Genomic DNA, 25522 nt, shown 5'->3' with positions numbered 1-25522 from the left:
ACAGGGCGGCAAGATGGCAATTGCGGCAGGCCCTGCCCCATACGCAGGCGGCCCGGGCATGGCCCGGGCCGTCCAAATTCGACGATTTCAGCCGTATCCGGCTGAGAGTGGCGCCTTAGCCTTGGCGCGCCTTGAACCGGCGCTGGGTCTTGTTGATCACATAGACCCGGCCCTTGCGGCGCACGAGGCGATTGTCGCGATGGCGGCCGCGCAGCGATTTCAATGAGTTACGGACTTTCATAACGATCTCTTCGGGCTTTCGGGATTGGGCGTGTTCATAAGGAGCCCAGGCCCGCCTGTCAAACCGGCCGTGTGGGGTTTTCCGCCCTCGGATCCCCCAAAATGGCCAACGGGAAACGCAGCCTGTCCCCTCCGCGACACGGAAGGGACAGCGCGATGTCCCGTTCAAAAAAGCGTGGCCTGACCGATCCCGATCAGCACTTCGCCGGCGGGCAGTACGGCTGGGTGCAGGTGGGCGTCCAATAGGCCGCCGTCCATTTGCCCTGGTAGTTGCAGGCGTTCACCTTGCAGGCGGTGCCTTTGCACTTCGCCGTGCAAACCAGCCCCGGCACGCAGGCCACGGGCTCCGCCTTCTTCGCCGCCTGCGACGGCACCGACGCAAAACCAACCGCCGTCATCGCGACAGCACCGACCAACAGAATCCTGGCAATCGACTTCATGTGAGGCCCCCCTCATGTTGTGAAGATCATTAACGATGACACGGCGTCCCACCGCTCACAAGATTGTTCTCGTGCCATCGCGCCGGTGGAAGGCCGGGCCCGGCTGCTCTAAGGTCTGCCGCCAAAACGAGCATCAAGCATGAAACGCAGCAGCGAACGTTTCCTCACGACGCACACCGGCAGCCTGCCCCGCCCCGACGACCTGATCCGGATGATGTACGCCAAGGAAGAAGGCGTTCCGGTCGACCCGCAGGCACTGGCGGCGCGTGTGCGCAGCGCGGTCGCCGAGGTGGTGCAGAAGCAGGCCGATGCCGGCGTCGACCTGATCAACGACGGCGAATTGTCGAAACCAAGCTACGCCACCTACATCAAGGACCGGCTCAACGGCTTCGGCGGCACCGGCAACACCTTCGTCTATCAGGACCTCGCCGAATTCCCGAAGCTTGCTCAGAAAGTTTTTGGCGATCCCGGCCGCTCGCGGCGCAAGACCCCCGCCTGCAACGCGCCGATCAGCGTGCGGGACGCGGCAGCGGCGCGCACCGATGTCGACAATCTCAAGGCCGCGCTGTCCGGCGCCAAAGCCGCCGAAGGCTTCATGAGCGCAGCCTCGCCGGGCGTGGTGTCGCTGTTCTTCCGCAACGACCACTACAAGGATCAGGACGCTTACCTGGAGGCGATCGCCGAGGCGATGCGCGATGAATACGAGGCCGTCGCCAAGGCCGGTCTCACCTTGCAGATCGACTGCCCCGATCTCGGCATGGGCCGGCACATCCAATATGCCGATCTCGACCTGAAGGCGTTCCGCAGCCGCATCGGCGCGCACATCGCGGCGCTCAATCACGCCACCCGCAACATCGCGCCCGAGCAGATGCGGCTGCATCTGTGCTGGGGCAATTACGAAGGCCCGCACCACCGCGACGTGCCGCTCGCGGACGTGATCGACATCGTGTTCACGGCGCGGCCGCACGCGATCTCGCTCGAAGCCGCCAACCCGCGCCACGCCCACGAATACACGCTGTTCGAGACCGTGAAGCTGCCGGCCGGCAAGGTGCTGATCCCGGGCGTGATCGAGTCCAAATCGAACTTCATCGAACATCCCGAGCTGATCGCGCAGCGCATCGGGCGCTACGCCGAGCGCGTCGGTCGCGAGAACGTCATTGCTGGCAGCGATTGCGGCTACGGCACCTGGGTTGGCCAGGCCGCGGTCGATCCCGATGTGGTCTGGGCCAAGCTCGCCGCCATGGCCGAGGGTGCGCGGCTTGCCACCAAGCGCTTCTGGAACTAGTGGCCGGCGCCAGCCTTTGCCCCCATATCGCCACTGGGTGCGCGCGAGCATAGTTGCTCTGGAACGAATCGATCCTCCTGCATGACAGACACCACCAAGACCGCGGGCGACATACCGGCCAACAAGACCGAGCCCACGACCGAGGCGGCCTGGCTCGACCCTATTCTGCGCCCGATCCGGGCGTTCCGGCTGGCCTATGTGCCGGTTGTGATGGTGTATTTCGCCTATGGGGCGCTGGGCCTGATCGACGTCACCCGCGACCTCTGGATCAAGGAAAGCCTGGCGCTGACGCCATCGGACCTTGCCGGCATCGCGGTGTGGCTGATGCTGCCATGGACCGTGAAGATGGTGTTCGGCGAACTCGTCGACACCGTGCCGATCTTCGGCTCGCAGCGGAAGGCATACGTGCTGATCGGCGCAGCGTTCATGGCCGCGGGCCTCGTGATCCTCGCCGGCGCCGCGGGCCAATGGCTCACGTTCACTACCCCGGAGCGTCTCTATATCACGGGAGCGATGTTGATGGCGGTCGGCACCGTCGTACAAGACGTGGTTGCCGACGCCATGTCGACCGAGGTCGTGGCCCGCATCGACGCCAAAGGCAACGAGAGGCCGGACAATGTGGTGCGCACCGAGCTCGGCATGGTGCAGGTGCTCGGACGGCTCGCGGTCTCCATCGGCATCCTCGCGGTGGCCGGCCTTTCGGGCTGGCTCGCCGACCTGATGTCGCGGCAAGCGGTGTTTTTCATCGGCCTGATCATCCCCGCCATTTCGGTGGCTGGCGTGTTCCTGCGCGGCACCGAGACCGCCGAGCGACGGCCGATCGACTGGCGCATCCTCGGCGGCGGCATCGCCTTCGGCGTCGTGGTGATGGCGCTCGGCGTGGGCGGCATTCCGTTCAGCCAGGAGATCATCTTCCTGATCTCGATGGGCGTCGTCTGTTACATGCTCATGCTGGTGACCGCCGAGCTCGACCACAACACGCGGATGGGCATTCTCTTTGCCACCATGATCGTGTTCGCGTTCCGCGCCACGCCTTCGGTTGGCGACGGCTTCTTTTGGTGGACGCTCGACGACCTGAATTTTGATGCGGCCTTCTACGGCACGCTGCGACAGACCGGTGCGATCCTCTCCATCGCGGTGATGTGGTTCTTCAGCCGGCAGCTCACCGAATGCTCGGTCAACCGCACGCTGCTCTGGATCGCTGTGGCGAGCACGGTGCTGGCGCTGCCCAACCTCGCGCTGGTCTATGGCGTGCACCACTGGACCGAGGCGAACTTCGGCTTCGGCGCCCGCAGCATCGCCTTCGTCGACGCGGCGGCGTCCTCGCCGTTCGCGCAGCTCAGCATGGTGCCGCTGCTGACGCTCGTGGCCTATTACGCGCCGCCCGGCCATCGCGCGACCTGGTTCGCGCTGATGGCCTCGCTGATGAATCTGGCGCTGGTCGCGGGGCAATTGCAGACCAAGTACCTCAACGACGTGTTCGTGGTCGGCCGCGGCCAGTATGGCGAACTCGGCCCGCTGCTGATATGGGCCATCGTGCTGGGTCTGGTCATTCCGGTCGGCGCCATTATGCTGTTCGGACGCAAGGCCGTGCGGCATCCCACGGTCAAGCGCTGAACAAAGAAGCGTTGAGTGCCGGGAGTGTCACGCCGTGCAATTTGGGTTGAACTTCTTTCCCTGCGTCGGGCCGGAGCAGAAATCGGGTGAGCAGTATTTCCGCGAGGCCATGCATCTGTGCAGCCTCACGGACGAGCTGGGCTACACCCACATCCGCCAGGTCGAGCACTATTTCCATCCCTACGGCGGCTACAGCCCCAATCCGCTGATCTTCCTCACCGCGGCCGCGATGGTCACCAAGAAGACCAGGCTCATCACCGGCGCGGTGCTGCCGGCCTTCAACAAGCCGCTGAAGCTTGCCGGCGAGATCGGCATGCTGGACGGCATCAGCAACGGCCGGGTCGAAGTCGGCTTCGCGCGGGCCTTCCTGCCCCACGAGTTCACTCAGTTCGGCGTGAGCCTCGACGAGAGCCGCAAGCGCTTCACCGAAGGCCTCGCGCAGATCACGATGCTGCTGAAAGGCGAGAAGGTCTCGTCGAAAGGCGAGTTCAACAGCTTCACCAACGTGACGTCGCTGCCGCGGCCGATGCAGAGACCGCATCCGCCGTTCTGGATCGCCGCGACCACCACGCCCGAGACCTTCGCCTTCGCCGGCGCCAACGGCTGCAACGTGATGGCGATCCCGCTCGAGCCGGAAAAGATGCGGAGCCTGATCGGCACCTATCGGGAGGCGTGGCGGAAGGCGGGGCATCCCGGCAACGGCCACGTCATGAACACCTTCTTCATGTGCTGCGCACCGACGCGGGACGAGGCCATGGCGGCGGGACTTGGCCCATGCAACCAGCACCTGAAGGGGCTCGCCGATGCCGCGAAGGAATGGCTCGCGGGAGCGAGCACCAAGGACTACCCGGGCTACGACAAGCTCATTGCCCATGTGTCGAGCGACACCGCCGAGCGGCAGATCGAGGCCGGCAGCGCCTTCATCGGTTCGCCTGCCGAGATTGTCGACATGATCAAGAGCTACAACGACAAGGTCGGCGGCATTGACAGCATGTCGCTGCACTTCACGCCGGGCAACATGCCGGTCGACAAAGCCGAACGCTCGCTGCGGCTGTTCTCGGCCGAGGTGCTGCCCAAGGTGACGGGCCTTTGATCCACGCCGGTGCGGCTTTACCGCTGCCGGCCTGACTGACGGCGCGACAATGAACGGTCGGGGCTGACAGGTCAGGAGAAGCTGATGGCACGCACGGTCGCCGACATGATGGTCGAAACCCTGGCCACGGCGGGGGTCAAGCGCATCTACGGCATCGTCGGCGACAGCCTCAACGGCTTCACCGATGCGCTACGCCGCCATGGCGGCATTCAATGGCTGCATGTCCGCCACGAGGAAGCCGCGGCATTCGCGGCCGCCGGCGACGCGCACATCACCGGTGAACTCGCGGTTTGTGCCGGCAGTTGCGGGCCCGGCAACCTGCATCTGATCAACGGTCTGTTCGATTGTCATCGCTCGCGGCTGCCGGTCGTTGCCATCGCGGCGCACATCCCTTCGGCGGAGCTTGGATCGAGCTATTTCCAGGAAACCCATCCGGAGCAACTTTTCAAAGAGTGCAGCTCCTATTGCGAGTTGGTGTCGACCCCCTCGCAGATGCCGCGCGTGCTCGAGATCGCGGTCCGCCGGGCCATCAGCGAGCGCTGCGTCTGCGTCATCGTCATTCCAGGCGACGTCGCGTTGCGTGAGGCGCCAGAGGTGCCGGGCGCACCCGTGGGCTCGCTTATTCCAGCGCAGCCGGTCATCCGCCCGGCCGATGCCGCCGTCGATCAACTGGCCGCGATGCTGAATTCGGGGCGGCGCGTGACTCTGCTGTGCGGCTCGGGTTGCGCCGGCGCCCGCACCGAGCTTCTGGCAGTCGCAGAAAAGCTGAAGTCACCCACCGTCCATGCGCTGCGCGGCAAGGAGTTCGTCGAGGCCGACAACCCGTACGATGTCGGTATGACCGGGTTGATCGGCTTCTCGTCCGGCTACTACGCCATGATGGACTGCGATGTGCTGCTGATGCTCGGCACCGATTTCCCCTACCGGCAGTTCTTCCCGGACAAGGCGCGCATCGCGCAAATCGACCTCCGTCCGGAGGCGATCGGGCGCAGAGCGCGCGTCGAGCTCGGCATTGTCGGCGACGTCCGGCAGACACTTTCGGCGCTGCTGCCGAAGCTGACCGCGAAAACCGACGCCGCGCATCTCGACCGGGCGCGCGACCACTACAAGAAGGCGCGCGCGTCGCTCGATGCGCTGGCGACCGGAACGCCCGGCGGCCGCGTCCACCCGCAGCACGTCGCGAAAGCATTCAGCGATCTCGCGAAGCCCGATGCGATCTTCACCTGTGACGTCGGACTGCCGACCGTCTGGGCGGCCCGCCATGTGACGATGAAGCCGGGGCGGCGGCTGATCGGCTCGTTCTGGCACGGCTCGATGGCCAACGCGATGTGCCAGGCCATAGGGGTACAGGCCGCGGCGCCCGGGCGTCAGGTGATCTCGCTGTCCGGCGACGGCGGCTTCACGATGCTGATGGGGGACCTGTTGAGCCTGAAGCAGCTCGACCTGCCGGTGAAGGTCGTCGTGTTCAACAACGGAACGCTGGGCTTCATCGAACTCGAGCAAAAGTCCACCGGCTTCCTGCCGACCGGGACGGAGCTCGACAATCCGGATTTCGCCAGGATGGCGGAGGCCGTGGGAATCAAGGGCATCCGCATCGACGACCCCGCGGACGTCGAATCCAAGGTGGCAGAAGCCCTGGCCCATCCCGGTCCTGTGGTCGTCAACGCCGTCGTCAATCGCATGGAGTTGACGATGCCGCCGAAGATCACGACCGAGATGGCGAAGGGCTTCACCCTCTACATGCTGCGCGCCGTTCTGAACGGCCGGATGGACGAACTGGTCGAACTCGCCGAGGCGAACCTCTACCGATAGACCAGGCCTCAGGCCTTTTGCTGCGCGAGGAAGCGGTTAATGAACGCACGATAACCGCCCGGCGCGCGGCCAAGCACGGCCGACAGCACCAGCGGATTGCCACCCGCATAGCCGTGTTCGTCGTAGTGATGGCACATCTTCGCATAAGCCTCGATCGACCACGGGGTCCAGTTTTGCGCCTTGGCCCAGGCCTTCCATTCGTCGAGCGAGCGCTTCTCGGCGCGCACCGGCTTGCCCCACTCCTCCGCGATCACAGCCGCCATCTCGGCGGTGGTGAGCTGATCGGGGCCGGCGAGCTCGAAGATTCCGCCGCGATAGCCGGGCTCGGTGAGCACACGCGCCGCCGCCTCGCCGTAGTCCTCGGTGTCGATCAGCGCCATGCGCTGGTCCGGCGAATAGGGCCGCAGGTAGACGCCGCGGTCGCGGATGCCCGGCCATTCCAGGCGGATGTTCTGCATGAACATCGCGGGCTGCAGGATCGTGAACGACAGCCCGGAATCGATCAGCGCCTCCTCGACCACGAGCTTGCTGAAGTGGTGATCCATGTCGCGCATCTGCGGATGGAACACCGAGCTGAACACGAAGTGCCCGACCTTGGCCTCGACCGCGGCCTTGAGCACGCGCATGCCGATCTGGGCCTCGTCCTCACGGAAGCGCGGCGGGATGTGCATGACCGACGTGATGCCCGCAAAGGCGCGCTTCACGTCGGCATCATTTGTCAGGTCACCGATCACCGTCTCGGCGACTCCGAGCGACTTGAGGTTCGCGGCCGAGCTTTCCTTCGAGCTTAGCGCGCGCACTTTGGCGCCGCGTTTGACGAGATGGCGAATGGTGGGGAGACCTATCGCGCCCGATGCGCCGATCACCAATATGGTCATGCTGACTTGCTTCTCTGCTGCTGTTGAAACCGAGTGTGCTAGGCGGCTTCGATCACAAACCGGCTACCGTCGCGAGAGAGCCGGCAGAAGCCCGGCGCCGGCAGATGCGCGCCGGCCACTATAACCTTTTCGGCGGCGACCCACTCGAGAACAGCCTGACGAGTCGCTCTCGCCACATCCGGATCGACGTCGAACACCAGCGTGGCGTCGGGCCGCACCAGTTGCACCGCCGCCAGATGCACGATGTCGCCCCAGATCAGAAGGCGCTCGCCCTTCGATTGGATCAGATAGTTGGTATGACCCGGCGTGTGTCCGGGCCTCATCGTCGCGGTGATGCCCGGCAGCACCTCGCCGTCCTTGATGCGGCGGATGCGGTCGCGATACGGCGCCATCACCTGGCGCTGCTGTCTGGTGCCTCTTTGCACGCGCTCGGAGTCGTCGGGCCGCGGCTCGCGGTCGAGCCAGAACGCCACCTCGACCTCATGGGCGATGATCTCGGCGTTCGGAAACACCGGCCGGCCTTCCCGGTCCACGAGGCCGAGGGAATGGTCCGGATGAAAATGCGTCAGCAGGACGGTGTCGATCTTTTCCGGCGCGACGCCGATCGAGCGCAAGTTCTGCGGCAATGTGCCGAGCGTCGGCTGCATATCGAGGCCGGATCCCGCGTCACTGAGCATCAGCCTATCGCCATGGCGGATCAGGAAGCAGTTCACATCGAGCGGCAAGCGCTCGCCCTGCTTGACGCCAGTCAGCCGCTCGCTTTCAGCCTTATCGATGCCGAGAATGACATCGGATGTGCTGTAGAGCACACCGTCGGACACCGCGGCCACGCTGAAGTCACCAACCGTGATCGTCGGCAAAGGACCGGCGTTCATCACTCAAGCCGCCGCCAGCACGGGCTTGCCACGAATGAGGTCCGACGCCTTCTCGGCCATCATCAGCACGCAGGCGTTGATGTGCGCGGAAACGAGATCGGGCATTGCCGAGGCATCGACGACGCGAAGCTGATCGATGCCGTGGACGCGGAACTGCGGATCGAGCACCGAGCCCGGCCCGATGCCCATCGGACACGTCGAGGCCGGATGGTTGGCCGTGGCCGCGACGTTCCTGATCCAGTTGTCGATCTCGGCGTCGGTCTTGACGTTGGGCCCGGGCGTAAGCTCCCCGCCGCTGAAGGCCTTCAATGGCGCCTGCGCCGCCACCTCGCGGGCGATCTTGAAACCCTGACGCAGGGTCGGCAGATCGTTCGGCGCGGAGAAGAAATTGGTGACGATCCGCACCTTGTCGTCGGGTTTCGAAGAGCGCAGCAGCACCTCGCCGCGGCTGTCAGGATGCAGCAGCGCTGGACGGATGCCGTAGCCGTCCGCGTAAGGCTTGCGCCAGCCCGGGAACCACAGCTCGGCTCCCGGCGGAGCGCCGCGGAACATGAACTCGATATCGGGCACCGACAGTTCCGGCCGCGTCTTGATGAAGGCGTGCAAACCGCCGGGCACGACGGTGGCGGGGCCGGTGCCGAAGAAGTGGCCGCGCAGCATCGAAAGCGCCATGCGGTCGAACCGCATGCCTTCGCGGAACTCGCTGCCGTCGGGGCGCGAATACATCATCAGCACCGCGAGGTGGTCCTGAAGATTCTTGCCGACCGGCAGATCGACCACCGGATCGATGCCAAGTGCGCTCAGATGATCGGCCGGACCGATGCCGGACAGCATCAGAACCTGCGGCGAGTTGAACGCACCGCCGCACAAGATCACCTCACGCGCCGCGGTGGCGCGCAGTCGCTGCCCGCCATGCTCGTATTCGACACCGGTGGCGCGCTTGCCCTCGAGCGTGATGCGGCCGACCAGCGCGCGCACCTCGACCGAAAGGTTCTTCCGCTTCATCGCCGGATGCAGATAGCCGACCGCGGCCGAGCAGCGCTTGCCGTTCTGGATCGAATACTGGCTCCGGCCGAACCCCACCGCCGAGCTGCCGTTGTAGTCGTCGGTGACCGGCAGGCCCGCCAGCCGTGCCGACTCGATCCACGCGGTGAACATCGGGTCCTTGGTCTTGGCCCATTGGACGCCAATGTTGCCGCCGGTGCCGCGGAATTCGCTTTCGCCGTCCTGCCAGTTCTCGACGCGCTTGAAGTACGGCAGCACGTCGTCATAGGACCAGCCGCGCGCGCCCTTTTGCGCCCAGCGGTCATAGTCCGCGGGATCGCCGCGCGTGAACGCCATCACGTTGATCGACGACGAGCCGCCCAGCACCTTGCCGCGCATCTCCTCAACGCCGCGGCCGTTGAGGTTCGGGTCCGGCTCCCCCTGATAGCCCCAGTCGTGCATCTTGTATTCGTGCAGCTTGCCGAGCCCGATCGGGATGTGGATCAGCGGGTTGGCGTCACGGCCGCCGGCTTCGAGCAGCAGCACGCGGGTGTGCGGATCTTCGGACAGGCGGTTGGCCAGCACGCAGCCCGCGGAGCCGCCGCCGATGATGATGTAGTCGAAGCGTGAAACGGGGGGCATTGATCCGCCTTGTCCTGCGCGGACGTTGACCGAATGGTCTGCGGCCGCGCAGCGAATTTAACACATTGCCTCGATTGTTGAGGGCTGTGTTGAGACGGTCAAGGCGTCGCGCCGCAACGCAGCGATGATTTGCCGGGTCGGCGGATTCCGCAGTGCGCTGGCTTATCCCTTGTCCGGGTTGCGCTTGTTGGACGCGGTCTCGGGCGCGCCTGGCTTCGACTCGCCTGCGATGCGCACCTGATCGCCCGGTGCGATGCCGTCGGGCGGCGTGGTGATGACACGGTCGTTGACGTCGAGGCCGGTGGCAATCTCGAGATCCTTGCCGAGATCGCGCGAGATCGTCACCGTCTTGAGCGCGACGCGGCCGTCGGCGCTGACCGTCGCGACCCGGAGGCCGTTCTGATCGAAGATCAGCGCGCTCGCCGGAATGTTGACGACGCTGCTCGGACCTGCGAGCTCCAGGCGCACATTGGCAAAGGCGCCGGTCATCAACTCGCCGTTGGAGTTGTCGACAATCAGCTGCATCCGGGTCGTACCGGAGGCCACATCGACAGCCTGTGCAGAAGCTTCCACCGTCGCGGTGAAATTCCGCCCCGGATATTCCGGCACCGAGAGCCTCGCTTTGGTGCCGATCTTGATGCCTGGCACGTAGTTCTGCGGCACGTTGACGTAGACGCGGAGCTTGGAGACATCCGAGACAACGAACAGCGCGGGACCGCCGCCCGATCCGGCGTTGATCAGCGAGCCGACGTCGGTCGCGCGCGCTGTCACCAGCCCGTCGAACGGCGCTTCGATGCGCTTGTATTTCTCCAGCACGCGCAGGCGATCGAGATTGGCCTGCTGCGACTTGACCAGCCCCTGCTTGTTGCCGGCATCGGCGGTGCGCTGATCGAGATCCTGCCGCGAGATGGCGCCGGACGGGATCAGTGACTGACCTCGATCCAGTGTCGTCTTGGACAACAGCGCGTTGGCCTGCGCACTGGCAAGATCGGCCTGAGCCTGCATGATCTGCTGATCGAGATCGGGCGCGTCGATTTCGGCCAGCAATTGCCCGGTCTTGACCGGCGTGCCGATGTCGGCGTCCCAGCTTTTGATGTAGCCGCTGACGCGAGCGAAGATCTGCGCCTGCGAATAGGCCTCGAGCCGCCCTGGCAGGTCGATCGCGGTTACGCGACCGCGGGTGTCTGGCGATGCCACGGCCACCACCGGCACGGCCTGGTCTGCCGTCCATTGGCTGAGCTTGGCGTCGGCCACCTTGCGGCTGGTGATGCCGACAACAACGACGACCACGGCGATTGCAGCGGCGGCAAAACCCGCCAAGCGCAATCCGCGCCGGGAGGTTTTGGGCTCAGAGATCTTTGGCTCCAAGATCTTGGGCTCAGTGGTTTCCTCAGGCGACATTCGGTACCCCAGCAGCAGGCATGGTAACTTTCCCGTCCCGTTCGTGCAGCATGCTGAAAACCACCGGCACGAACATCAATGTGGCAAACGTTGCAAAGATCAGGCCGCCGACGACGGCGCGGCCGAGCGGCGCGTTCTGCTCGCCGCCTTCGCCGAGCCCCAGCGCCATCGGCGCCATGCCGATGATCATGGCGAGCGCCGTCATCAACACCGGGCGGAACCGGACGAAGCCCGCGTCAAGCGCGGCTTCGACCGAATTGCCGAGTTCGGCGAGCCGCTCGCGGGCGAAGCTGATGACCAGCACGCTGTTGGCGGTGGCGACGCCCATGCACATGATGGCGCCGGTCAGCGCCGGAACCGACAGCGTCGTGCCGGTGCCGAACAGCATCCAGATGATGCCGGCGACCGCGGCGGGCAAGGCCGTGACGATCACGAAGGGATCGCCCCAGGACTGGAAGTTGACGACAATCAGCAGGTAGATCAGCACCACGGCGCCGACGAGGCCGAACAGCAAGCCACTGAAGGCGCTGTTCATCGTGCGCACCTGGCCGAGCAGTACGACCTGCGAGCCTTTCGGCACGCTCGCGGCGGTGTCGTTGACGATCTTCTGCACCTCGGTCGCCACCGCGCCAAGATCGCGATCCTGCGTGGTCGCGTAGATCTGCACCATGGATTGGATGTTGTACTGCGACACCACGGCGTTCCGCGGCGCGCGCGTGATATCCGCGATGGCGCCGAGAATTTGAGGCTGCGCAGCGCCCGCCGCGGTGATCGGCAGACTCTTCAACTGCGTCAGCGTGTCGATCTGATACTGCGGAGTCTGCATCACGATCGGATAGGACACGCCGTTGTCCGGATTCAGCCAGTAGGTCGGGGCGACCTGGCTGGAGCCCGCGAGGTTGACGACGAGACTGTTGGTGACGTCACGCGTGGTGACGCCGACATACTGCGCGCGGGTGCGATCGATATCGACATTGAAGCCCGGGCTCTGCAGCGATTGCTGGATGCGGGCGTCAACCAGGCCCGGGACGTGGCGAAGCCTGCGCAGCAGGTCCTGCGCATAAGCCATGTTGGCCGTGACATTGGGTCCGCGGATCTGCAGATCGATCGGCGCCGGCGCGCCGAAGTTGAGGATCTGGCTGATGATGTCCGCCGGCAGGAACGAGAACGTGACGCCAGGGAAGCGGCGCGGCAGTTCCTCGCGGAGCGCACGGACATAATCGGCGGTCGGCTTGTGGTCTTCGCTGAGCTTGATCTGGATGTCGCCGTCCTGGGCGCCGATGGTGCCGGTCGCGTTGTAAGTGACGTTGATGCCGCTCACCGGGAAGCCGATATTGTCGACCACGGTGCTCAGCTCCTCCGGCGGGATCACCTGCCGGATGGCTTTCTGGATTTCGGCGAACTGATTGGCGCTCTCTTCCACGCGGGTGCCGACCTGGGTGCGGACATGCATCAGGATCTGGCCGGCGTCGACCGTCGGGAAGAAGTCGCGGCCGAGAAACGGCACCAGTGCGAACGAGCCGAACACGAAAACCAGGAAGCCGATCACGAACACAGCGCGATGGTGCAGCGCCAGGCTCAGCAGATCCTTGTAGCCGGCGCGAATCCGCTCGAAGGAGCGTTCGAAGCCGCGCTGGAAGCGCACCAGCGGATTGCGCGAGGGCGCCGCGTGGCCGTCATGGACTTCGTGCTTGTGCAGCAGATAGTTCGCCAGTGTCGGCACGAGCGTGCGCGACAAGATGAACGAGCAGACCATCGCCGACATCACGGCTTCGGCCATCGGCACGAACAGGAAGCGCGCCACGCCCTGGAGGAAGAACATCGGCACGAACACGATGCAGATGCAGAGCAGCGACACGAAGGCCGGAGTCACGATCTGCTCCGCGCCGTCCAGGATGGAGGTCTCCACCTCCTTGCCTTGCTCGAGATGCCAGTTGATGTTCTCGATCGTCACTGTGGCGTCGTCGACCAGGATGCCGACGGCAAGCGCGAGACCGCCGAGCGTCATGATGTTGAGGGTTTCGCCGAGCGCCCACAGCGTGGCAACCGATCCCAGGATCGACAACGGAATCGAGGTCGCGATGATGACGGTCGAGCGCCAACTGCCAAGAAAGATCAGGATCATGATGCTGGTCAGCGCCGCAGCGATCACGCCTTCGCGGATCACGCCGCTGACCGCAGCGCTGACGAACAGCGACTGATCGCCGATCTGGGTGATGGTCAGGTTGCTCGGCAGGATGCTCTTGAGCTGCTCGACCTGGGTCTTGATGCCGGCGATGATGTCCAGCGTCGAAATCGCACCGGCTTTCAGCACCACCATCAGCACCGAGCGGGCGCCGTCGACATGCACGATGTTGGTCTGCGGCGGATTGCCGTCGCGGACATGGGCCACATCGCGGATGTAAACCATCGCGCCGTTGACGGTCTTGATCGGCAGGTCGCCGAGCTGATCGATCAGCGACGGCGCGTTGTTGAGTTGGATCGCGTATTCGAAGGTTCCGATCTTCTGCGTTCCGACCGGCGTGATCAGATTTTGCGCTGCGAGCGCATTGGCAACGTCCTGGCCCGACAGCCCGCGCGCCTGCATCGCCGTCGAATCGAGATCGATCTGCACCTGCCGCGACTTGCCGCCGTAAGGATAGGGAATCGCAGCGCCCGGCACAGTGACCAGCGGCGTGCGCACGACGTTCAGCGCGGTGTCCTGCAGCTGCTGCTCGGACAGGCCCTGCCCGGACAGCGCAAGCTGGATGATCGGCACGGTCGAAGCGCTGTAATTCAGGATCAGCGGCGGCGTGGCGCCCGCCGGCATCTGCTTCAGCAGCGTCTGCGAGACCGCGGTGACCTGCGCATTCGCGATGCGGATGTCGACATTGGGCTGGAAGAAGATCTTGGTGACGCTGAGACCGTTATAGGAGGTGGCCTCGATGTGCTCGATGTCGTTGACGGTCGTGGTCAACGTGCGCTCGAACGACGTGGTCATGCGGCCGGCCATCTGGTCCGGCGGCAGGCCGGTGTATTGCCAGATCGCGGCGATCACCGGGATGCGGATATCAGGAAAGATGTCGACCGGCGTGCGCAGCGCTGCCAGCGGACCAATGATCATAACCAGAAGTGCGAGCACAACGAACGTATAGGGTCGCGTCAACGCGATCCGGACGAGATTGACCATCTGTCCCGCATTCCCGAATTGGAGCTTTTCAGCCCGAAACGTTACCGCGTCGCCTCCGCGGCCGGTGACAGCATACCGCAATCGGCGGTTGATGCTGCACCGCAAAACTAGAGGCAGAATGTCGGATTCCAAGCGGTTCGTCCACGCGGACTCACGTGCAAGTGACCGCCATGGCGTCAAGTCAGATCAGACATGCATTTCGCTGGAAAAAATCTGCCCTCACAACGCATCGGAACGCGAGCGCCATGCTGGCGCGTGAATACCAAGGACCGCATACACGCCCATTGCATTGGGCATTCAAACCAGAATGTCCGTTTTCAAGTACTGATTGTGGGGAGCTGAGCGCCGCGGTTCCCGTTCATGCGCCGAAAGTCTTCGGCGGCGGCCGGAAGGTCCTCGCGCGGCGCTCAAGCACCGTGATCCGCTCAAGGATCGAGCAACGGATACACAATAGAGCAATGGGCGCGGCGAGAATCCGGCCGCGCCCATTTTGCGTTCAGTTTCTTCGCAGTCAGTTTCCTGCGTTCGCCTCACGCTGCTGTGTCTGCGGCGCGACCTGAAGGCCAGGGCCGATCTTCTGCAGGTTGCCGGTGATGACTTTGTCGCCGGCCTGGATGCCGGTGAGAACGGCGATCTTCTCGCCGTCGACCGGGCCGAGCTTGACCGGACGCATCTCCACCTTGCTGCCGGCGCCGACGACATAAAGGTATTTGCCGAGCTGACTTGAGCCCACGGCCACCTGGGGCACCATGAGCGTGTCGGGCTGCTCGCGGATCAGCACGCGGGCGCGCACGTACTGCCCCGGCAACATGCTGAAGTCCTTGTTCTGGATGGTCGCACGCGCCGTGATCGTGCCGGTGGACGGATCGACCGTGTTGTCGATGAACGTCAGCTCGCCCGAGTGACCCGCCTGGCTCTCGCCGGGCAGCGTGATCTCGACGCCGACCCGCCCGCCGTTGCGTGCTTTCTGAATCTGCGCCAGTTCCGTCTCGCTCGGGTTGAACGTGACGTAGATCGGATCGAGCTGCACGATGGTGTTCAGTGGCGTGCCCGCGCCATTGATCAGCGTGCCCACCGGCGCCTTGTTGCGGCCGACGCGGCCGGCGAACGGCGCGCGGATTTCCGTGTAGGCCAGATTGTTCTCGGCCTGCTGCACCGCAGCCTTATCGGCGGCGACCGTGGCCTCGTTTTGCTTCATCGCGCTGTTGCGTTGATCGACCGTGTCCTTGGGGATGGCGCCGGTCTTGCTCAGCTCGACGCCGCGCTGTGCCAGCACGGTGGCGTATTCGAGCGCGGCGATGTCGCGCTGGAGCTGCGCTTTCGCCTGATCGAGGGCGGCCTGGTAGTCGCGCGGGTCGATGCGATACAGCAGCGCGTCACGCTGGACGTCTGCCCCATCGGCGACCGGCTGCTCCTGCACGTAGCCCGCGATTTTGGCCTGAAGCGCGACGTTGCGGATCGACTCGGTCCGGGCGGAGTAGTCGAGATAGATCGGTATGGTCTTCTTCTCGACGTCGGCCACCGGCACCGGCATCGCCTGCATCTGCGGCGCGGCCGCCTTGCTCCCATGGTCAGGGCGCATCAGCATGTAGACGACCCCGACAACAGCCACCGCCGCGACGCCGCTCAGCGCTAATTTCCACGTTTTCATTTCCGCTATTCCCATTCCGTCGCCTATTCGGCTGGCTCTGCGCCAAGCCGCGGCGTGTGACCGTCATGTGGTGATCCCGAGCGGGTTTCGCGCGCCTCGCGCGCCCGCTCGATCAGGGCGTAGAACACCGGCACCATCAGCAGCGTCAGGACCGTTGCGGCCAGCATGCCGCCGAACACGGTGGTGCCGATCGACTGCCGGCTCGCAGCACCTGCGCCGGTCGCCAGCATCAGCGGCACCACGCCGAGGATGAAGGCGAAGGCCGTCATCAGGATCGGGCGCAGACGGAGCCGGCCCGCCTCCATGGCGGCTTCGACGATGCCCATGCCGCTTTCGCGCAGATGCTTGGCGAATTCGACGATCAGAATCGCGTTCTTCGCCGCTAGTCCGATCAGCATGACGAAGCCGATCTGCGAATAGACGTCGATCTGCAGCCCCCTGATCCAGAGCGCGGCCAGCGCACCGAACAGCGCCAGCGGCACGGCGAGCAGCACCATGAATGGCATCGACCAGCTTTCATACTGCGCCGCCAGGATGAGGAACACGAACACGATGGCGAGCGCGAACACGACGGTGGCGATCGAGCCGGCTTTGAGCTCCTGGAACGTGATGCCGGTCCACTCGAAGCTGAAGTCGCGCGGCAGCGCGATCGCGGCCGCGCGCTCCATGGCAGCGATGGCCTGCCCCGAGCTGAAGCCCGGAGCCGGCGTGCCGTTGATCACCGCGGAGGCGTAGTTGTTGTAATGCGACACCGTTTCCGGCCCGACGATGGGTTTCAGCGAGCCCAGCGTCGACAGCGGCACCATGCCGCCCGCCGAGTTGCGGACATAGAGCTTGGAAATGTCGTTCTCGGAACTGCGCGCGTCCTTCTCGGCCTGCATCGTCACCCGGAAATTGCGGCCGAACAGGTTGAAGTCGTTCACATAGAGCGAGCCGAGATAGATCTGCAGCGTGTTGAAGATGTCCGGGAGGTTGAGGCCCAAGAGCTTCGCCTTGTTACGATCCAGGTCGTATTTGAATTGCGGCGTCGAATTCGAGAACGGCGAGAACAGACCGTGGCTCGCAAGCTGCGGCTGCTTGCGCGCCTCGGCGAGCACCGCCTGCAACGCCTCGTTCAGCGCATTGGGGCCGCGGCCGCTCAGATCCTCGACCTGAAACTCGAAGCCGCCGGTCGAGCCCATGCCAGGGATGGACGGCGGGTCGAAGCTGAGCGCGATGCCTTCCGGCAGCGACAAAAGTTTGCCTCGCAGCGCGTTGACCAGATTGGGCGCGCTCTGCTCCGGCGGCCGCTCGTCCCAGGGCTTCAGGATGGCGAACTCCACCGCGGAGTTCGACTGCGCCGCATAGGTCAGGAAGTTGAAGCCGGTGATGGAGCCGACGATGTCGACGCCGGGTGTCTCCTGCAGGATGCCGCGAACCTTCTTGGCGAATTCGTCGGTGCGCTGAAGCGACGAGCCGTCCGGCATCTGGATGACGACGAAGAAATAGCCCTGGTCCTCGACCGGCAGGAAGGTCGACGGGATGCGCGTCGAGATCCAATAGGTCGCGCCAAGCGCCACCACGAACACCACGATGATCGGCTTCCACCACCCGATGAGGTGGCGCACGCCTTCGGCGTATTGATGCGAGAGCCAGCCGAAACCGCGGTTGAACCAGACGAACGGTTTGAACGTGACCTCGCCGCGATGGCGCAGGAAGGCCGCGCTGAGCGCGGGACTGAGCGTCAGCGAATTTAAGGCGGAGATGCCGACGGAGATCGCCACCGTCAGAGCGAACTGATTGTACAGCCGGCCCGCGACGCCCGGGATGAAGGCGACCGGAATGAACACCGCCATCAACACCGCGGTCGTCGCGATGATCGGGCCGGTGACTTCGCTCATGGCCTTGCGGGCGGCCTCGAGCGGGCGCAGTCCGGCCTCGAGCTGACGTTCGACGTTCTCGACCACGACGATGGCGTCGTCGACCACGAGGCCGATCGCCAGAACCATGCCGAGCAGGCTCAGCATGTTCAACGAGAAGCCGAGCAGCCGCATCACGATCAAAGTCGCAATCAGGGAGACCGGGATCGCGATCACGGGAATGAGCGTCGTGCGCCAGCTCTGCAGGAAGATGTAGACGACGAAAATCACGAGGATCAGCGCCTCGAACAACGTGACCATCACGTCGTGCATCGAGGCCGACACGAAGCGCGTGGTGTCGTAGTGCATGGCGTATTCGATGCCCGGCGGGAATCGCTTCGCCAACTCGTCCATCTTGGCTTTGACGTTGTCCTTGAGCTGCAAGGCGTTCGAGTTGGCCGCCTGGAATACGGCGAGCACCACGGTCGGATCGTCACCGAAGAAACCCGACGACGTGTATGTCAGCGCGCCGAGCTCGAGACGCGCGACATCCTTCAAGCGCACAGCCGATCCCTTGGTCGGGTCGGAGCGCACGACGATCTCGCCAAACTCCTCGGGATTGGCGAGCCGGCCGACTGCGTTGACCTGCATCTCGAAAGCCGTGCCGGCGGGGGCCGGAGCCTGGCCGATCTTGCCCGCCGCAACCTGGATGTTCTGCTCCGCGACGGCCTGCTGCACATCGACGGCGGTGAGGCCGAGATTGGAAAGCTTGTCCGGATCGAGCCAGACGCGCATCGAATAGCGCCGCTCGCCGAAGAACTGCACGTCGCCGACGCCGGGAACGCGCTTCAACGGATCGGCGATCTGGAGATAGGCATAGTTCGACAGCGCGACGGGATCGACGGAATGATCCGGCGAGGTGAGATTGACGATCAGGACGAAGTTCGGATTCTGCTTCTTGATCGTGATGCCGGCCTGATTGACGATCGCAGGCAGCGCGGACGACGCCTGCGCGACACGGTTCTGCACGTCGACCGCTGCGATATCGAGCGAATAGCCGACTTCGAACGTGATGGTGATCATCGCCGAGCCGTCATTCGAGCTCGACGACGACATGTAGGTCATGCCCTGGACGCCGTTGATCTGCTGCTCAAGCGGAGTCGTGACGGTGTCGGCGACGACCTGGGCGCTGGCGCCCGGATAGTTCGCCTGCACGATGACCTGCGGCGGCGTGATGTCCGGGAACTGCGAGATCGGCAAAAGGAAAAAGCAGATCGATCCGGCAAGGACCATGATCACTGCGATGGCCGATGCGAAGATCGGACGCTGAATGAAAAAACCGACCATGTGTTCTGAAGGCCCGAACAGCGAGACGTTGGGTGATCCCCGGCCCGCTCGACCCTTTCCGCTTGACGGCGAGTCCTTACGGGTGTTACCGGTAAGTAACAGTTACAGACCGGTCACACCTCTGTCAAGGCGATGCATCGGTCCGGGAGGTCCCGAAAACCCGGGAAGGCAATTTGAAGATGACGGATGGGGTTTTGACGCGTCCCCGTGACCGTATTGTGGAAACCGCCCGGGACCTCTTTCACAAGAAGGGGTATCGCGGTGTGGGCGTCGATGCGATCGCCGAAGCCGCCGGCACGAACAAGATGACGCTCTACCGTCATTTTGATTCGAAGGACGAGTTGATCGTCGAATGCCTCCGTACGGCCATTGCGGAAGCACGTTCATACTGGGCCGAGCTCGAAGCGCGTCATCCGAACGATCGTCGCGCGCAGCTGAAGGAGTGGATCGAGCTCGCCACCGAAGTGATTGCCACGGACTGTCGTGGCTGCGACCTGATCAACGCTGCCGTCGAGCTGGCCGACGACGACCATCCCGCGCATCGCGTCATCGCGGAGTTCAAGGCCGAGCACCGCGATTGGCTCGCGACGGTCTGCGGCGGCGCAGGTGTCGCGCGATCGGAGCTTCTGGCCGACATCCTCACGACCTTGTTCGAGGGCGCGCGCGTGACCCGGCAGACCAGCCGGCGCGAAGCTCAGCCGGTGGATTTCGCCGCGATGGCGACGGCTGTGGTTCGATCGTTCAAGGGCAAGGGCGGATAACGCACCCTGCGCAACCCGCAGCTCTGTGGCGCTCAGGCCGCCGGTTAGCGCCGGAGCCCGTAGGATCGCCGCGCATGCGCCGAAAAGCTAGGCTGGGCATATGCCGGCTAAAGGTCTTGCATTCGTTCCCTGCCTCGCCCCGCGCCGGTAACCGCTTGCTGGGTTGCGCTAGATCAATGACGCGCAAGACAGGATCGTGATCCTGTAAAGAGTCAAGCCGAAACGCAAGGGCTGAACAGCATGCGACAGCCAGCGGCCGATATCGACATTGAGTATCCAATTTGCTGCGGACTGCGGACGTGGCTTGTGGTGGTCCACGTCAGCGGCCAGGACACCATCTACCACTTTGAGTGCAAAGTTTGTGACCGCAGGCACTCATATGCGGAATTGCCGATCCCTTCGAAGGATGAACCGCAAGCGTCAAGAGTTGTCCGATTTACGTCCTGAATCGGACACCCGCCCTCTACCTCTTCGAGCAGGCTTCCGACGCCGCCGCGTTCAGACAGAAGTTTGCGATCGACCTAGCCGGGCCAAGCGTTGGACGTGCGCAATGATGACGGCAACCGAGAACGAATATCCGCGCAAGCGCTCTCACCACTTAGACGCGGACTTTCCGCTTTCCTGCTTCCTGCCGTCGTGCCGTAGGCCATTCCTTGGCCGGTGTGTCCACGGCAACGATGGGCACTTCTACTGCTCCAACGCCTGCGCGCACGAAGGCCAGAACATTGACTTCACACATGTCGCCAAGCTCCGTTGAGCTTCCGTCCGAAAGTGGCGGGAAGAGCGATGAAGTCGGATCGCAATCGGAATTCCGACCACAAAGGTATCGCAACAATTGCAGAAGTGGCGCGAGCGGCACGGCGGCGAATGCAATGAACAGAGACACGCAAGCTAAGATCATTTCGAAAACTACCGTTGGGTAACAGGGGTTATCTATCCAATTTCCGGCTCAATCCATGCCTTTTGGTCGCACAAAGCACTGGATCGAATTGCCGAGGATGCAGACACATATCAGTTGCAGTAACACCAAGGCAGCAAGGCTAGTTCGCATGCAAATCTCTCCAAGCCGCGTCAGCACGGGTGCTGCACGTTCTTTTCCAAAAAGTGATGAGAGGTTTCTCGCTATGGCGAATCGGCCGCGAGCAATCGGGCTGTTAAGTGATAGCCATCGGTCCAAGGCCCCCAACTGAATGCGCCCGGCGTTCATCGCCGGGCTGTCTAAAATTGCTTGAGTCCAAGAAAATGCCTGCCGATGGCAATGATCGGCCGCCCTGTAATTGCACGCCAACTTCGGCACGTTGTGGACGTGGGCAACCTTACAACCGTAACGATCTAGTTCGCTTATTGGAAGCGTCGGTTGCGCAATTCACTGCGTTCGTTGTCAGGTAAAATACGGAATTAGGCTGCCTTATGGGTTATAAATTGATCGTACAAAAGTGGCCTTCAGGCGATTAGAACGCAATTTTGTCAATCCAAGTTTTGAGCAACGGCACTGGCGAGCCGTCACCATATCCAGCCGCAACGGTTTTGCGTTCGTGGCCTAACAATTGCCAACGGATATTTTGGGGACAACCGGCGGCGCGCAAACGATCCTATGCGCGATGCCGAAAGCTGTGCATCGGAACTTTGTTCGGGTCCGTGATTCCAATGTCGCGCAACCATGCGCCGAGCCGCTTGGTCGCCGTATCGAGACGGCCGGAAACAACGGGCCGCTGATCTTTTTCGGCAGATGCTTCACAAGGTCCGCAGGGAACGGCACACGGCGCAACGATTGATCGGTCTTTCTGCCGACGATGGTGAAGCAGCAACGGCTTTCGTTTGTTCGCTGGCTATCGCGAAAGCCTCACCACGTCTCATCCCACCCGTTGCCAGTACGCGCACAAGCAACTGATCGTACGCGCTCAACTTGTGCAGATTGGCGCGGATCAATTTCATGTCGGCATGATCGAACGGCTTGCGGCGGTTGGAGTCGTCGCGGTCGGACACACCCCGACAAACGGATTAACGCCATCGCTTAAATCACCACCAGCGTCTGAGCCTATTGCCAGTTCCCGTATAGCGGGTGATGCTGCCGTGGCATGAATTTTCGCAGTCGAATCCGGAACGCAGTTATTCCGCTTTATAGCAAAGTCATAGACCGCTTCCCCGCTATCGAACCGCTGTATCGGAGCGTACTGCAGCGGGAGCTGCACCCACCATTCCGAAGACGGTTCGCAGACAAAGGATTACACGAGGCGATCAAGCGCGAGTTCGGGAACAAGCGCGGCGGGGTCTTCTTCGAAGCTGGCGCCAACGACGGGCTGCTCTTTTCCAACACAGCCTACCTCGAATTGTATTGCGGTTGGAGCGGAATACTCGTTGAGGCGTTGCCACACAAGTTTGTCGAGTGTGTGGGGAACAGACCTCGCAGCATCGTCGAGCATTACGCGCTGGTGCCACCCGATTTTGCTGGCGGTCACGTTGAGATGTGCTTCAGCAACCTCATGTCATTCGCCCCGGCTTTAGCCGAGATCAATCATCAGCGGCAGATCGCGGACGGATATCCGTATCTTGTAGGATCAGAAAAGAAATTGTCGGCGCAAATCTTCCTTGCCCCAGCCAAGACACTCAGCGATTTGCTCGCTGAGCACGATGTTCGCCACATAGACCTGATGGTGCTCGACCTTGAAGGGGGCGAACTGGCGGCGTTACGAGGTATGGATTTTACGCGGTGCAGCGTAGATGCGATTCTCATCGAAGTGCGCGACGTCAAGGCTGCGGACACTGTCCTTGCCGAGCATGGATTTAGCCGGTGTGTGCAGCTCACTCATCGCGATCGTCTGTATCGTATTTAGCCGCCTTGAGCGGGCGCTCATCGCGCCGGGGTGACGCTGCCAGACCGCGAAGCTTTCCACCTCTTCCGGCACACCTATGGTGCTTGGATGCGTCGCTACGGCGGCGCCGACACCTCCGACCTGTTGGAGACGCGCTGGTCAGCAGAAAAGTCCGCGCGCTGCTACGAGCATGTAGTCGTCACCGAAGCCGCTCGACTGTCGGACCACATGCCGGTGGTCGACATCAAGAAGGTCGGATAATCCACCGGAACATACAGCGATCAGACTTCAGGGATACTTCAACCCGAACCGCGCCAGGTTGATGCACTGTTCTGCCGGAAGGTGCCGACACGCAGAAGCGCAGCACTCACAAACACCAGCAAATGCAGGGTTAGATGGTGGGCTCTACAGGGATTGAACCTGTGACCTTCCCCATGTCAAGGGGACGCTCTCCCGCTGAGCTAAGAGCCCATCCGCCGCGTGGTCATATCGGCTGCGAGGATGGGAGGCAAGCCGCCGGACGCGCCTCGCCCCGCCTCGAAAGCCTAATTTTGGCGCCGGCAGCCGTTCAGGCGGCCAGCATCTTCTGGACCTCGTTGACGAGGTCGCGCAGATGGATCGGCTTGGACAGCACCTTGGCCTGCTTGGGCGCGGACGAATCCGCGTTCAGCGCCACGGCTGCAAAGCCGGTGATGAACATGATCTTGATGTCGGGGTCGAGTTCGGCGGCCCGGCGGGCCAGCTCGATGCCGTCCATCTCAGGCATCACGATATCGGTCAGCAGCAGCTGGAACGGTTCCTCGCGCAGCCGCTGATAGGCCGACATGCCGTTGTCGTAGGAGATGACGTCAAAACCGGCATTTTGCAGCGCTTTGACCAGAAAGCGCCGCATATCGGTGTCGTCTTCCGCAAGCAGAATTTTCACGTTCTGATCGATCTGTGTCATTGTCTTGCCCAACCCTCGGCCGGCAACATAGGGAGCCGACGCTAACACCTCGTTACGACCCGGGGAGCTTGCACAGCTTGACGGCCGGACGGCAACCGTTTTCGCGGCGAATGGCTCGATGGATTCTGGATTTGCCCCTTCCTCCCATTTGCCGGGATGCTGGTAAACAACGGGTGAAAAGGGCGCTTGGCAGGAGCGCTGCGGAAATGGACAATGGCGTTCGTCAGAGCTGAAACGGAACGGATGTTGATCGGTTATAGGCCCCAGCACATTCGGGAATGTCCCTGCGCATGAGCCCGCTGAACGACCAACTCGACCCTCCGTTCGAGATCATCGAGCCGGAGCATTGGCGCGGGCCCGTGTTGTTCAATTCGCCGCACTCCGGCCGGGTCTATCCACACGAATTCCTGAGATGCTCGCGGCTCGATCTGCCGACGTTGCGGCGCTCCGAGGACAGTTTCGTCGACGATCTGGCGCAGGGCGTCGTGGTGCACGGCTATCCGCTGATGCGGGCGCATTTCCCGCGCTGTTATGTCGACGTCAATCGCGAGCCCTACGAGCTCGATCCGCGCATGTTCGAAGGCCGGCTGCCGTCGTTTGCCAACACCCGTTCGATGCGGGTCGCAGGCGGGCTCGGCACCATCGCGCGCGTGGTCGGCGATGCGCAGGAAATCTACGACCAACGCATCTCGGTCGACGACGCTCTGCGCCGGATCGAGTCGCTCTATAAGCCGTATCATCGCGCGCTGCGCCGGCTGTTCACCAAGGTGCATCGCGAGTTCGGCGCCGCCATGCTGGTGGATTGCCATTCGATGCCGTCGTCGACCGGGCCGCGCGACGAGCGGCCGCGCGCGGATGTGGTGCTGGGCGACCGCTACGGCACGAGCTGCGTCGCCGTGGTGTCGGAGGTGGTCGAGACCACGCTGCGCGCACGCGGCTACGCGGTGAGCCGCAACAAGCCTTATGCCGGCGGCTTCATCACCGAGCACTACGGCAATCCGGCCGCGGGCCTGCACGCGATCCAGATCGAGTTCAATCGCGGGCTCTATATGGACGAGCGACGCTTCGAGCGCTCCGAAGGCTTCGGCCGCGTTGCCGCGGATCTTGAAATTGTCGCCGAGCGGCTCGCGGACATTCCGCTGGAGGAGCTTCGTCCCTATCGCGCGGCAGCCGAATAACGCTGCGCCTTCGGATTACCGAGCCTCAAAAAAGAAAGAGGGCCGTCGGCAAGCCGACGGCCCAAGTCTAGGGAGGAAACGCCCAAGGAGGGCGGCGGGAACAGGCAGAGCCCGTTGCCGCGCTGCACAAATATGCTCTCGCGACGCACAAAAAGCAAGTGTTCCTTACCTATTTTTGACATATCTGTTCATTACTCAGCGCAGAGCTAATATCGTATGTAAGTATTTGTATTTACTTGTAAAATATCCAATGACGGCAACAAAGACGGACGCCGCCTGGGGCCGGAATACACATCGATGGGTCTGTGGCGGGCAAACTCCGACACCCGACGTCAACATTTCAATGACCACACGACCCAAGAACTGAACTGAGAATTCAGCTCGTGTGGCAACCATTCGAGAGGCGTGGTCGCGCTCCGAGGAGACACGGCGAGATCGGTGATGAGCAGCCAGATCGCGACGCCGAGCGTCATGACCACCGCGATGGCAATTGCCGACACGCGTGACGCGCAAGCTCGAGGTGTCGTTTCCGAAATTCATTGGGCGGCCCCT

The 25522-nt window shown here is 63.2% G+C and carries 19 protein-coding genes and 1 tRNA gene; 8 read left to right on the top strand and 12 right to left on the bottom strand.

The window, feature by feature from the left end; translation table 11 throughout:
• Positions 1-115: 115 nt before the first annotated feature.
• Positions 116-241: a type B 50S ribosomal protein L36 gene (gene ykgO / locus RHPLAN_RS09470; protein ID WP_055038661.1), complete on the bottom strand. Its 126-nt coding sequence runs from the start codon at positions 239-241 to the stop codon at positions 116-118.
• Between the two features lie 193 nt (positions 242-434).
• On the bottom strand, positions 435-680 hold the full coding sequence (locus tag RHPLAN_RS09465; RefSeq protein WP_068016447.1) for a hypothetical protein: 246 nt from the start codon (positions 678-680) through the stop codon (positions 435-437).
• Positions 681-819: 139 nt separating this feature from the next.
• Between RHPLAN_RS09465 and RHPLAN_RS09460 the strand changes: the two genes are divergently transcribed.
• The 4 genes from RHPLAN_RS09460 (at position 820) to poxB (ending at position 6487) form a co-directional block, all read left to right on the top strand.
• The gene (locus RHPLAN_RS09460) at positions 820-1965 is read left to right on the top strand and encodes a cobalamin-independent methionine synthase II family protein (protein ID WP_068016445.1); all 1146 of its coding nucleotides are present in this window, start codon (positions 820-822) and stop codon (positions 1963-1965) included.
• An 81-nt stretch (positions 1966-2046) separates the two neighbouring features.
• Entirely contained in the window at positions 2047-3582 is a 1536-nt protein-coding gene (locus RHPLAN_RS09455) for an MFS transporter (protein ID WP_084244600.1), read from the top strand.
• A gap of 34 nt (positions 3583-3616) precedes the next feature.
• The gene (locus RHPLAN_RS09450) at positions 3617-4675 is read left to right on the top strand and encodes an LLM class flavin-dependent oxidoreductase (RefSeq protein WP_068016442.1); all 1059 of its coding nucleotides are present in this window, start codon (positions 3617-3619) and stop codon (positions 4673-4675) included.
• Between the two features lie 84 nt (positions 4676-4759).
• Positions 4760-6487 carry a ubiquinone-dependent pyruvate dehydrogenase gene (gene poxB / locus RHPLAN_RS09445; RefSeq protein ID WP_068016439.1) on the top strand — a complete coding sequence of 576 codons (1728 nt, stop codon included), beginning with the start codon at positions 4760-4762 and terminating at the stop codon, positions 6485-6487.
• Between the two features lie 8 nt (positions 6488-6495).
• Here the strand turns inward: poxB and RHPLAN_RS09440 are convergent, their stop codons facing one another.
• The 7 genes from RHPLAN_RS09440 to RHPLAN_RS09410 form a co-directional block, all read right to left on the bottom strand.
• Entirely contained in the window at positions 6496-7365 is an 870-nt protein-coding gene (locus RHPLAN_RS09440; RefSeq protein WP_068016437.1) for an SDR family oxidoreductase, read from the bottom strand.
• A 38-nt stretch (positions 7366-7403) separates the two neighbouring features.
• Positions 7404-8240, bottom strand: coding sequence for an MBL fold metallo-hydrolase (locus RHPLAN_RS09435; protein ID WP_068016433.1), 837 nt, complete (start codon positions 8238-8240; stop codon positions 7404-7406).
• A gap of 3 nt (positions 8241-8243) precedes the next feature.
• Complete coding sequence (locus RHPLAN_RS09430; RefSeq protein WP_068016431.1) at positions 8244-9866, bottom strand: GMC family oxidoreductase; 1623 nt, start codon at positions 9864-9866, stop codon at positions 8244-8246.
• Between the two features lie 162 nt (positions 9867-10028).
• Positions 10029-11234, bottom strand: coding sequence for an efflux RND transporter periplasmic adaptor subunit (locus RHPLAN_RS09425; RefSeq protein ID WP_442971825.1), 1206 nt, complete (start codon positions 11232-11234; stop codon positions 10029-10031).
• A 22-nt stretch (positions 11235-11256) separates the two neighbouring features.
• Entirely contained in the window at positions 11257-14436 is a 3180-nt protein-coding gene (locus RHPLAN_RS09420; protein WP_068016428.1) for an efflux RND transporter permease subunit, read from the bottom strand.
• Between the two features lie 511 nt (positions 14437-14947).
• On the bottom strand, positions 14948-16087 hold the full coding sequence (locus RHPLAN_RS09415; RefSeq protein WP_068016425.1) for an efflux RND transporter periplasmic adaptor subunit: 1140 nt from the start codon (positions 16085-16087) through the stop codon (positions 14948-14950).
• 23 nt (positions 16088-16110) lie between these two features.
• Positions 16111-19272 (bottom strand): efflux RND transporter permease subunit, encoded by a 3162-nt coding sequence (locus RHPLAN_RS09410; protein ID WP_068016422.1) that lies wholly within the window; start codon positions 19270-19272, stop codon positions 16111-16113.
• 194 nt (positions 19273-19466) lie between these two features.
• Between RHPLAN_RS09410 and RHPLAN_RS09405 the strand changes: the two genes are divergently transcribed.
• Positions 19467-20033 carry a TetR/AcrR family transcriptional regulator gene (locus RHPLAN_RS09405; protein ID WP_237180092.1) on the top strand — a complete coding sequence of 189 codons (567 nt, stop codon included), beginning with the start codon at positions 19467-19469 and terminating at the stop codon, positions 20031-20033.
• Between the two features lie 1734 nt (positions 20034-21767).
• Here the strand turns inward: RHPLAN_RS09405 and RHPLAN_RS40355 are convergent.
• Entirely contained in the window at positions 21768-22019 is a 252-nt protein-coding gene (locus RHPLAN_RS40355) for a hypothetical protein (protein ID WP_157100170.1), read from the bottom strand.
• A 92-nt stretch (positions 22020-22111) separates the two neighbouring features.
• Between RHPLAN_RS40355 and RHPLAN_RS09400 the strand changes: the two genes are divergently transcribed.
• Together RHPLAN_RS09400 and RHPLAN_RS09395 are read left to right on the top strand one after the other, a co-directional pair.
• Complete coding sequence (locus RHPLAN_RS09400; RefSeq protein ID WP_068016416.1) at positions 22112-22867, top strand: FkbM family methyltransferase; 756 nt, start codon at positions 22112-22114, stop codon at positions 22865-22867.
• 87 nt (positions 22868-22954) lie between these two features.
• A complete protein-coding gene (locus tag RHPLAN_RS09395; protein ID WP_157100169.1) occupies positions 22955-23107 on the top strand; it encodes a hypothetical protein in 153 nt (50 codons plus the stop codon).
• A gap of 135 nt (positions 23108-23242) precedes the next feature.
• Here the strand turns inward: RHPLAN_RS09395 and RHPLAN_RS09390 are convergent.
• Together RHPLAN_RS09390 and cpdR are read right to left on the bottom strand one after the other, a co-directional pair.
• Positions 23243-23317, bottom strand: a tRNA-Val gene (locus RHPLAN_RS09390).
• A gap of 97 nt (positions 23318-23414) precedes the next feature.
• Complete coding sequence (gene cpdR / locus RHPLAN_RS09385) at positions 23415-23792, bottom strand: cell cycle two-component system response regulator CpdR (RefSeq protein ID WP_157100168.1); 378 nt, start codon at positions 23790-23792, stop codon at positions 23415-23417.
• 290 nt (positions 23793-24082) lie between these two features.
• On the opposite strand from cpdR, the gene RHPLAN_RS09380 reads away from it, so the two are divergent.
• On the top strand, positions 24083-24970 hold the full coding sequence (locus RHPLAN_RS09380; protein WP_068030913.1) for an N-formylglutamate amidohydrolase: 888 nt from the start codon (positions 24083-24085) through the stop codon (positions 24968-24970).
• Positions 24971-25522: the final 552 nt, after the last annotated feature.

Source organism: Rhodoplanes sp. Z2-YC6860, from assembly GCF_001579845.1.
Taxonomy (GTDB): domain Bacteria; phylum Pseudomonadota; class Alphaproteobacteria; order Rhizobiales; family Xanthobacteraceae; genus Z2-YC6860.
This window is presented reverse-complemented; position numbering and strand designations above follow the sequence as displayed.

Bases quoted from the DNA above. Each gene is read 5' to 3' on its own strand.
- ykgO (WP_055038661.1), bottom strand. From the start codon at position 241: ATGAAAGTCCGTAACTCATTGAAATCGCTGCGCGGCCGCCATCGCGAC.
- RHPLAN_RS09465 (WP_068016447.1), bottom strand. From the start codon at position 680: ATGAAGTCGATTGCCAGGATTCTGTTGGTCGGTGCTGTCGCGATGACG.
- RHPLAN_RS09460 (WP_068016445.1), top strand. From the start codon at position 820: ATGAAACGCAGCAGCGAACGTTTCCTCACGACGCACACCGGCAGCCTG.
- RHPLAN_RS09455 (WP_084244600.1), top strand. From the start codon at position 2,047: ATGACAGACACCACCAAGACCGCGGGCGACATACCGGCCAACAAGACC.
- poxB (WP_068016439.1), top strand. From the start codon at position 4,760: ATGGCACGCACGGTCGCCGACATGATGGTCGAAACCCTGGCCACGGCG.
- RHPLAN_RS09440 (WP_068016437.1), bottom strand. From the start codon at position 7,365: ATGACCATATTGGTGATCGGCGCATCGGGCGCGATAGGTCTCCCCACC.
- RHPLAN_RS09435 (WP_068016433.1), bottom strand. From the start codon at position 8,240: ATGAACGCCGGTCCTTTGCCGACGATCACGGTTGGTGACTTCAGCGTG.
- RHPLAN_RS09430 (WP_068016431.1), bottom strand. From the start codon at position 9,866: ATGCCCCCCGTTTCACGCTTCGACTACATCATCATCGGCGGCGGCTCC.
- RHPLAN_RS09420 (WP_068016428.1), bottom strand. From the start codon at position 14,436: ATGGTCAATCTCGTCCGGATCGCGTTGACGCGACCCTATACGTTCGTT.
- RHPLAN_RS09415 (WP_068016425.1), bottom strand. From the start codon at position 16,087: ATGAAAACGTGGAAATTAGCGCTGAGCGGCGTCGCGGCGGTGGCTGTT.
- RHPLAN_RS09410 (WP_068016422.1), bottom strand. From the start codon at position 19,272: ATGGTCGGTTTTTTCATTCAGCGTCCGATCTTCGCATCGGCCATCGCA.
- RHPLAN_RS09400 (WP_068016416.1), top strand. From the start codon at position 22,112: ATGAATTTTCGCAGTCGAATCCGGAACGCAGTTATTCCGCTTTATAGC.
- RHPLAN_RS09395 (WP_157100169.1), top strand. From the start codon at position 22,955: ATGCGTCGCTACGGCGGCGCCGACACCTCCGACCTGTTGGAGACGCGC.
- cpdR (WP_157100168.1), bottom strand. From the start codon at position 23,792: ATGACACAGATCGATCAGAACGTGAAAATTCTGCTTGCGGAAGACGAC.
- RHPLAN_RS09380 (WP_068030913.1), top strand. From the start codon at position 24,083: ATGAGCCCGCTGAACGACCAACTCGACCCTCCGTTCGAGATCATCGAG.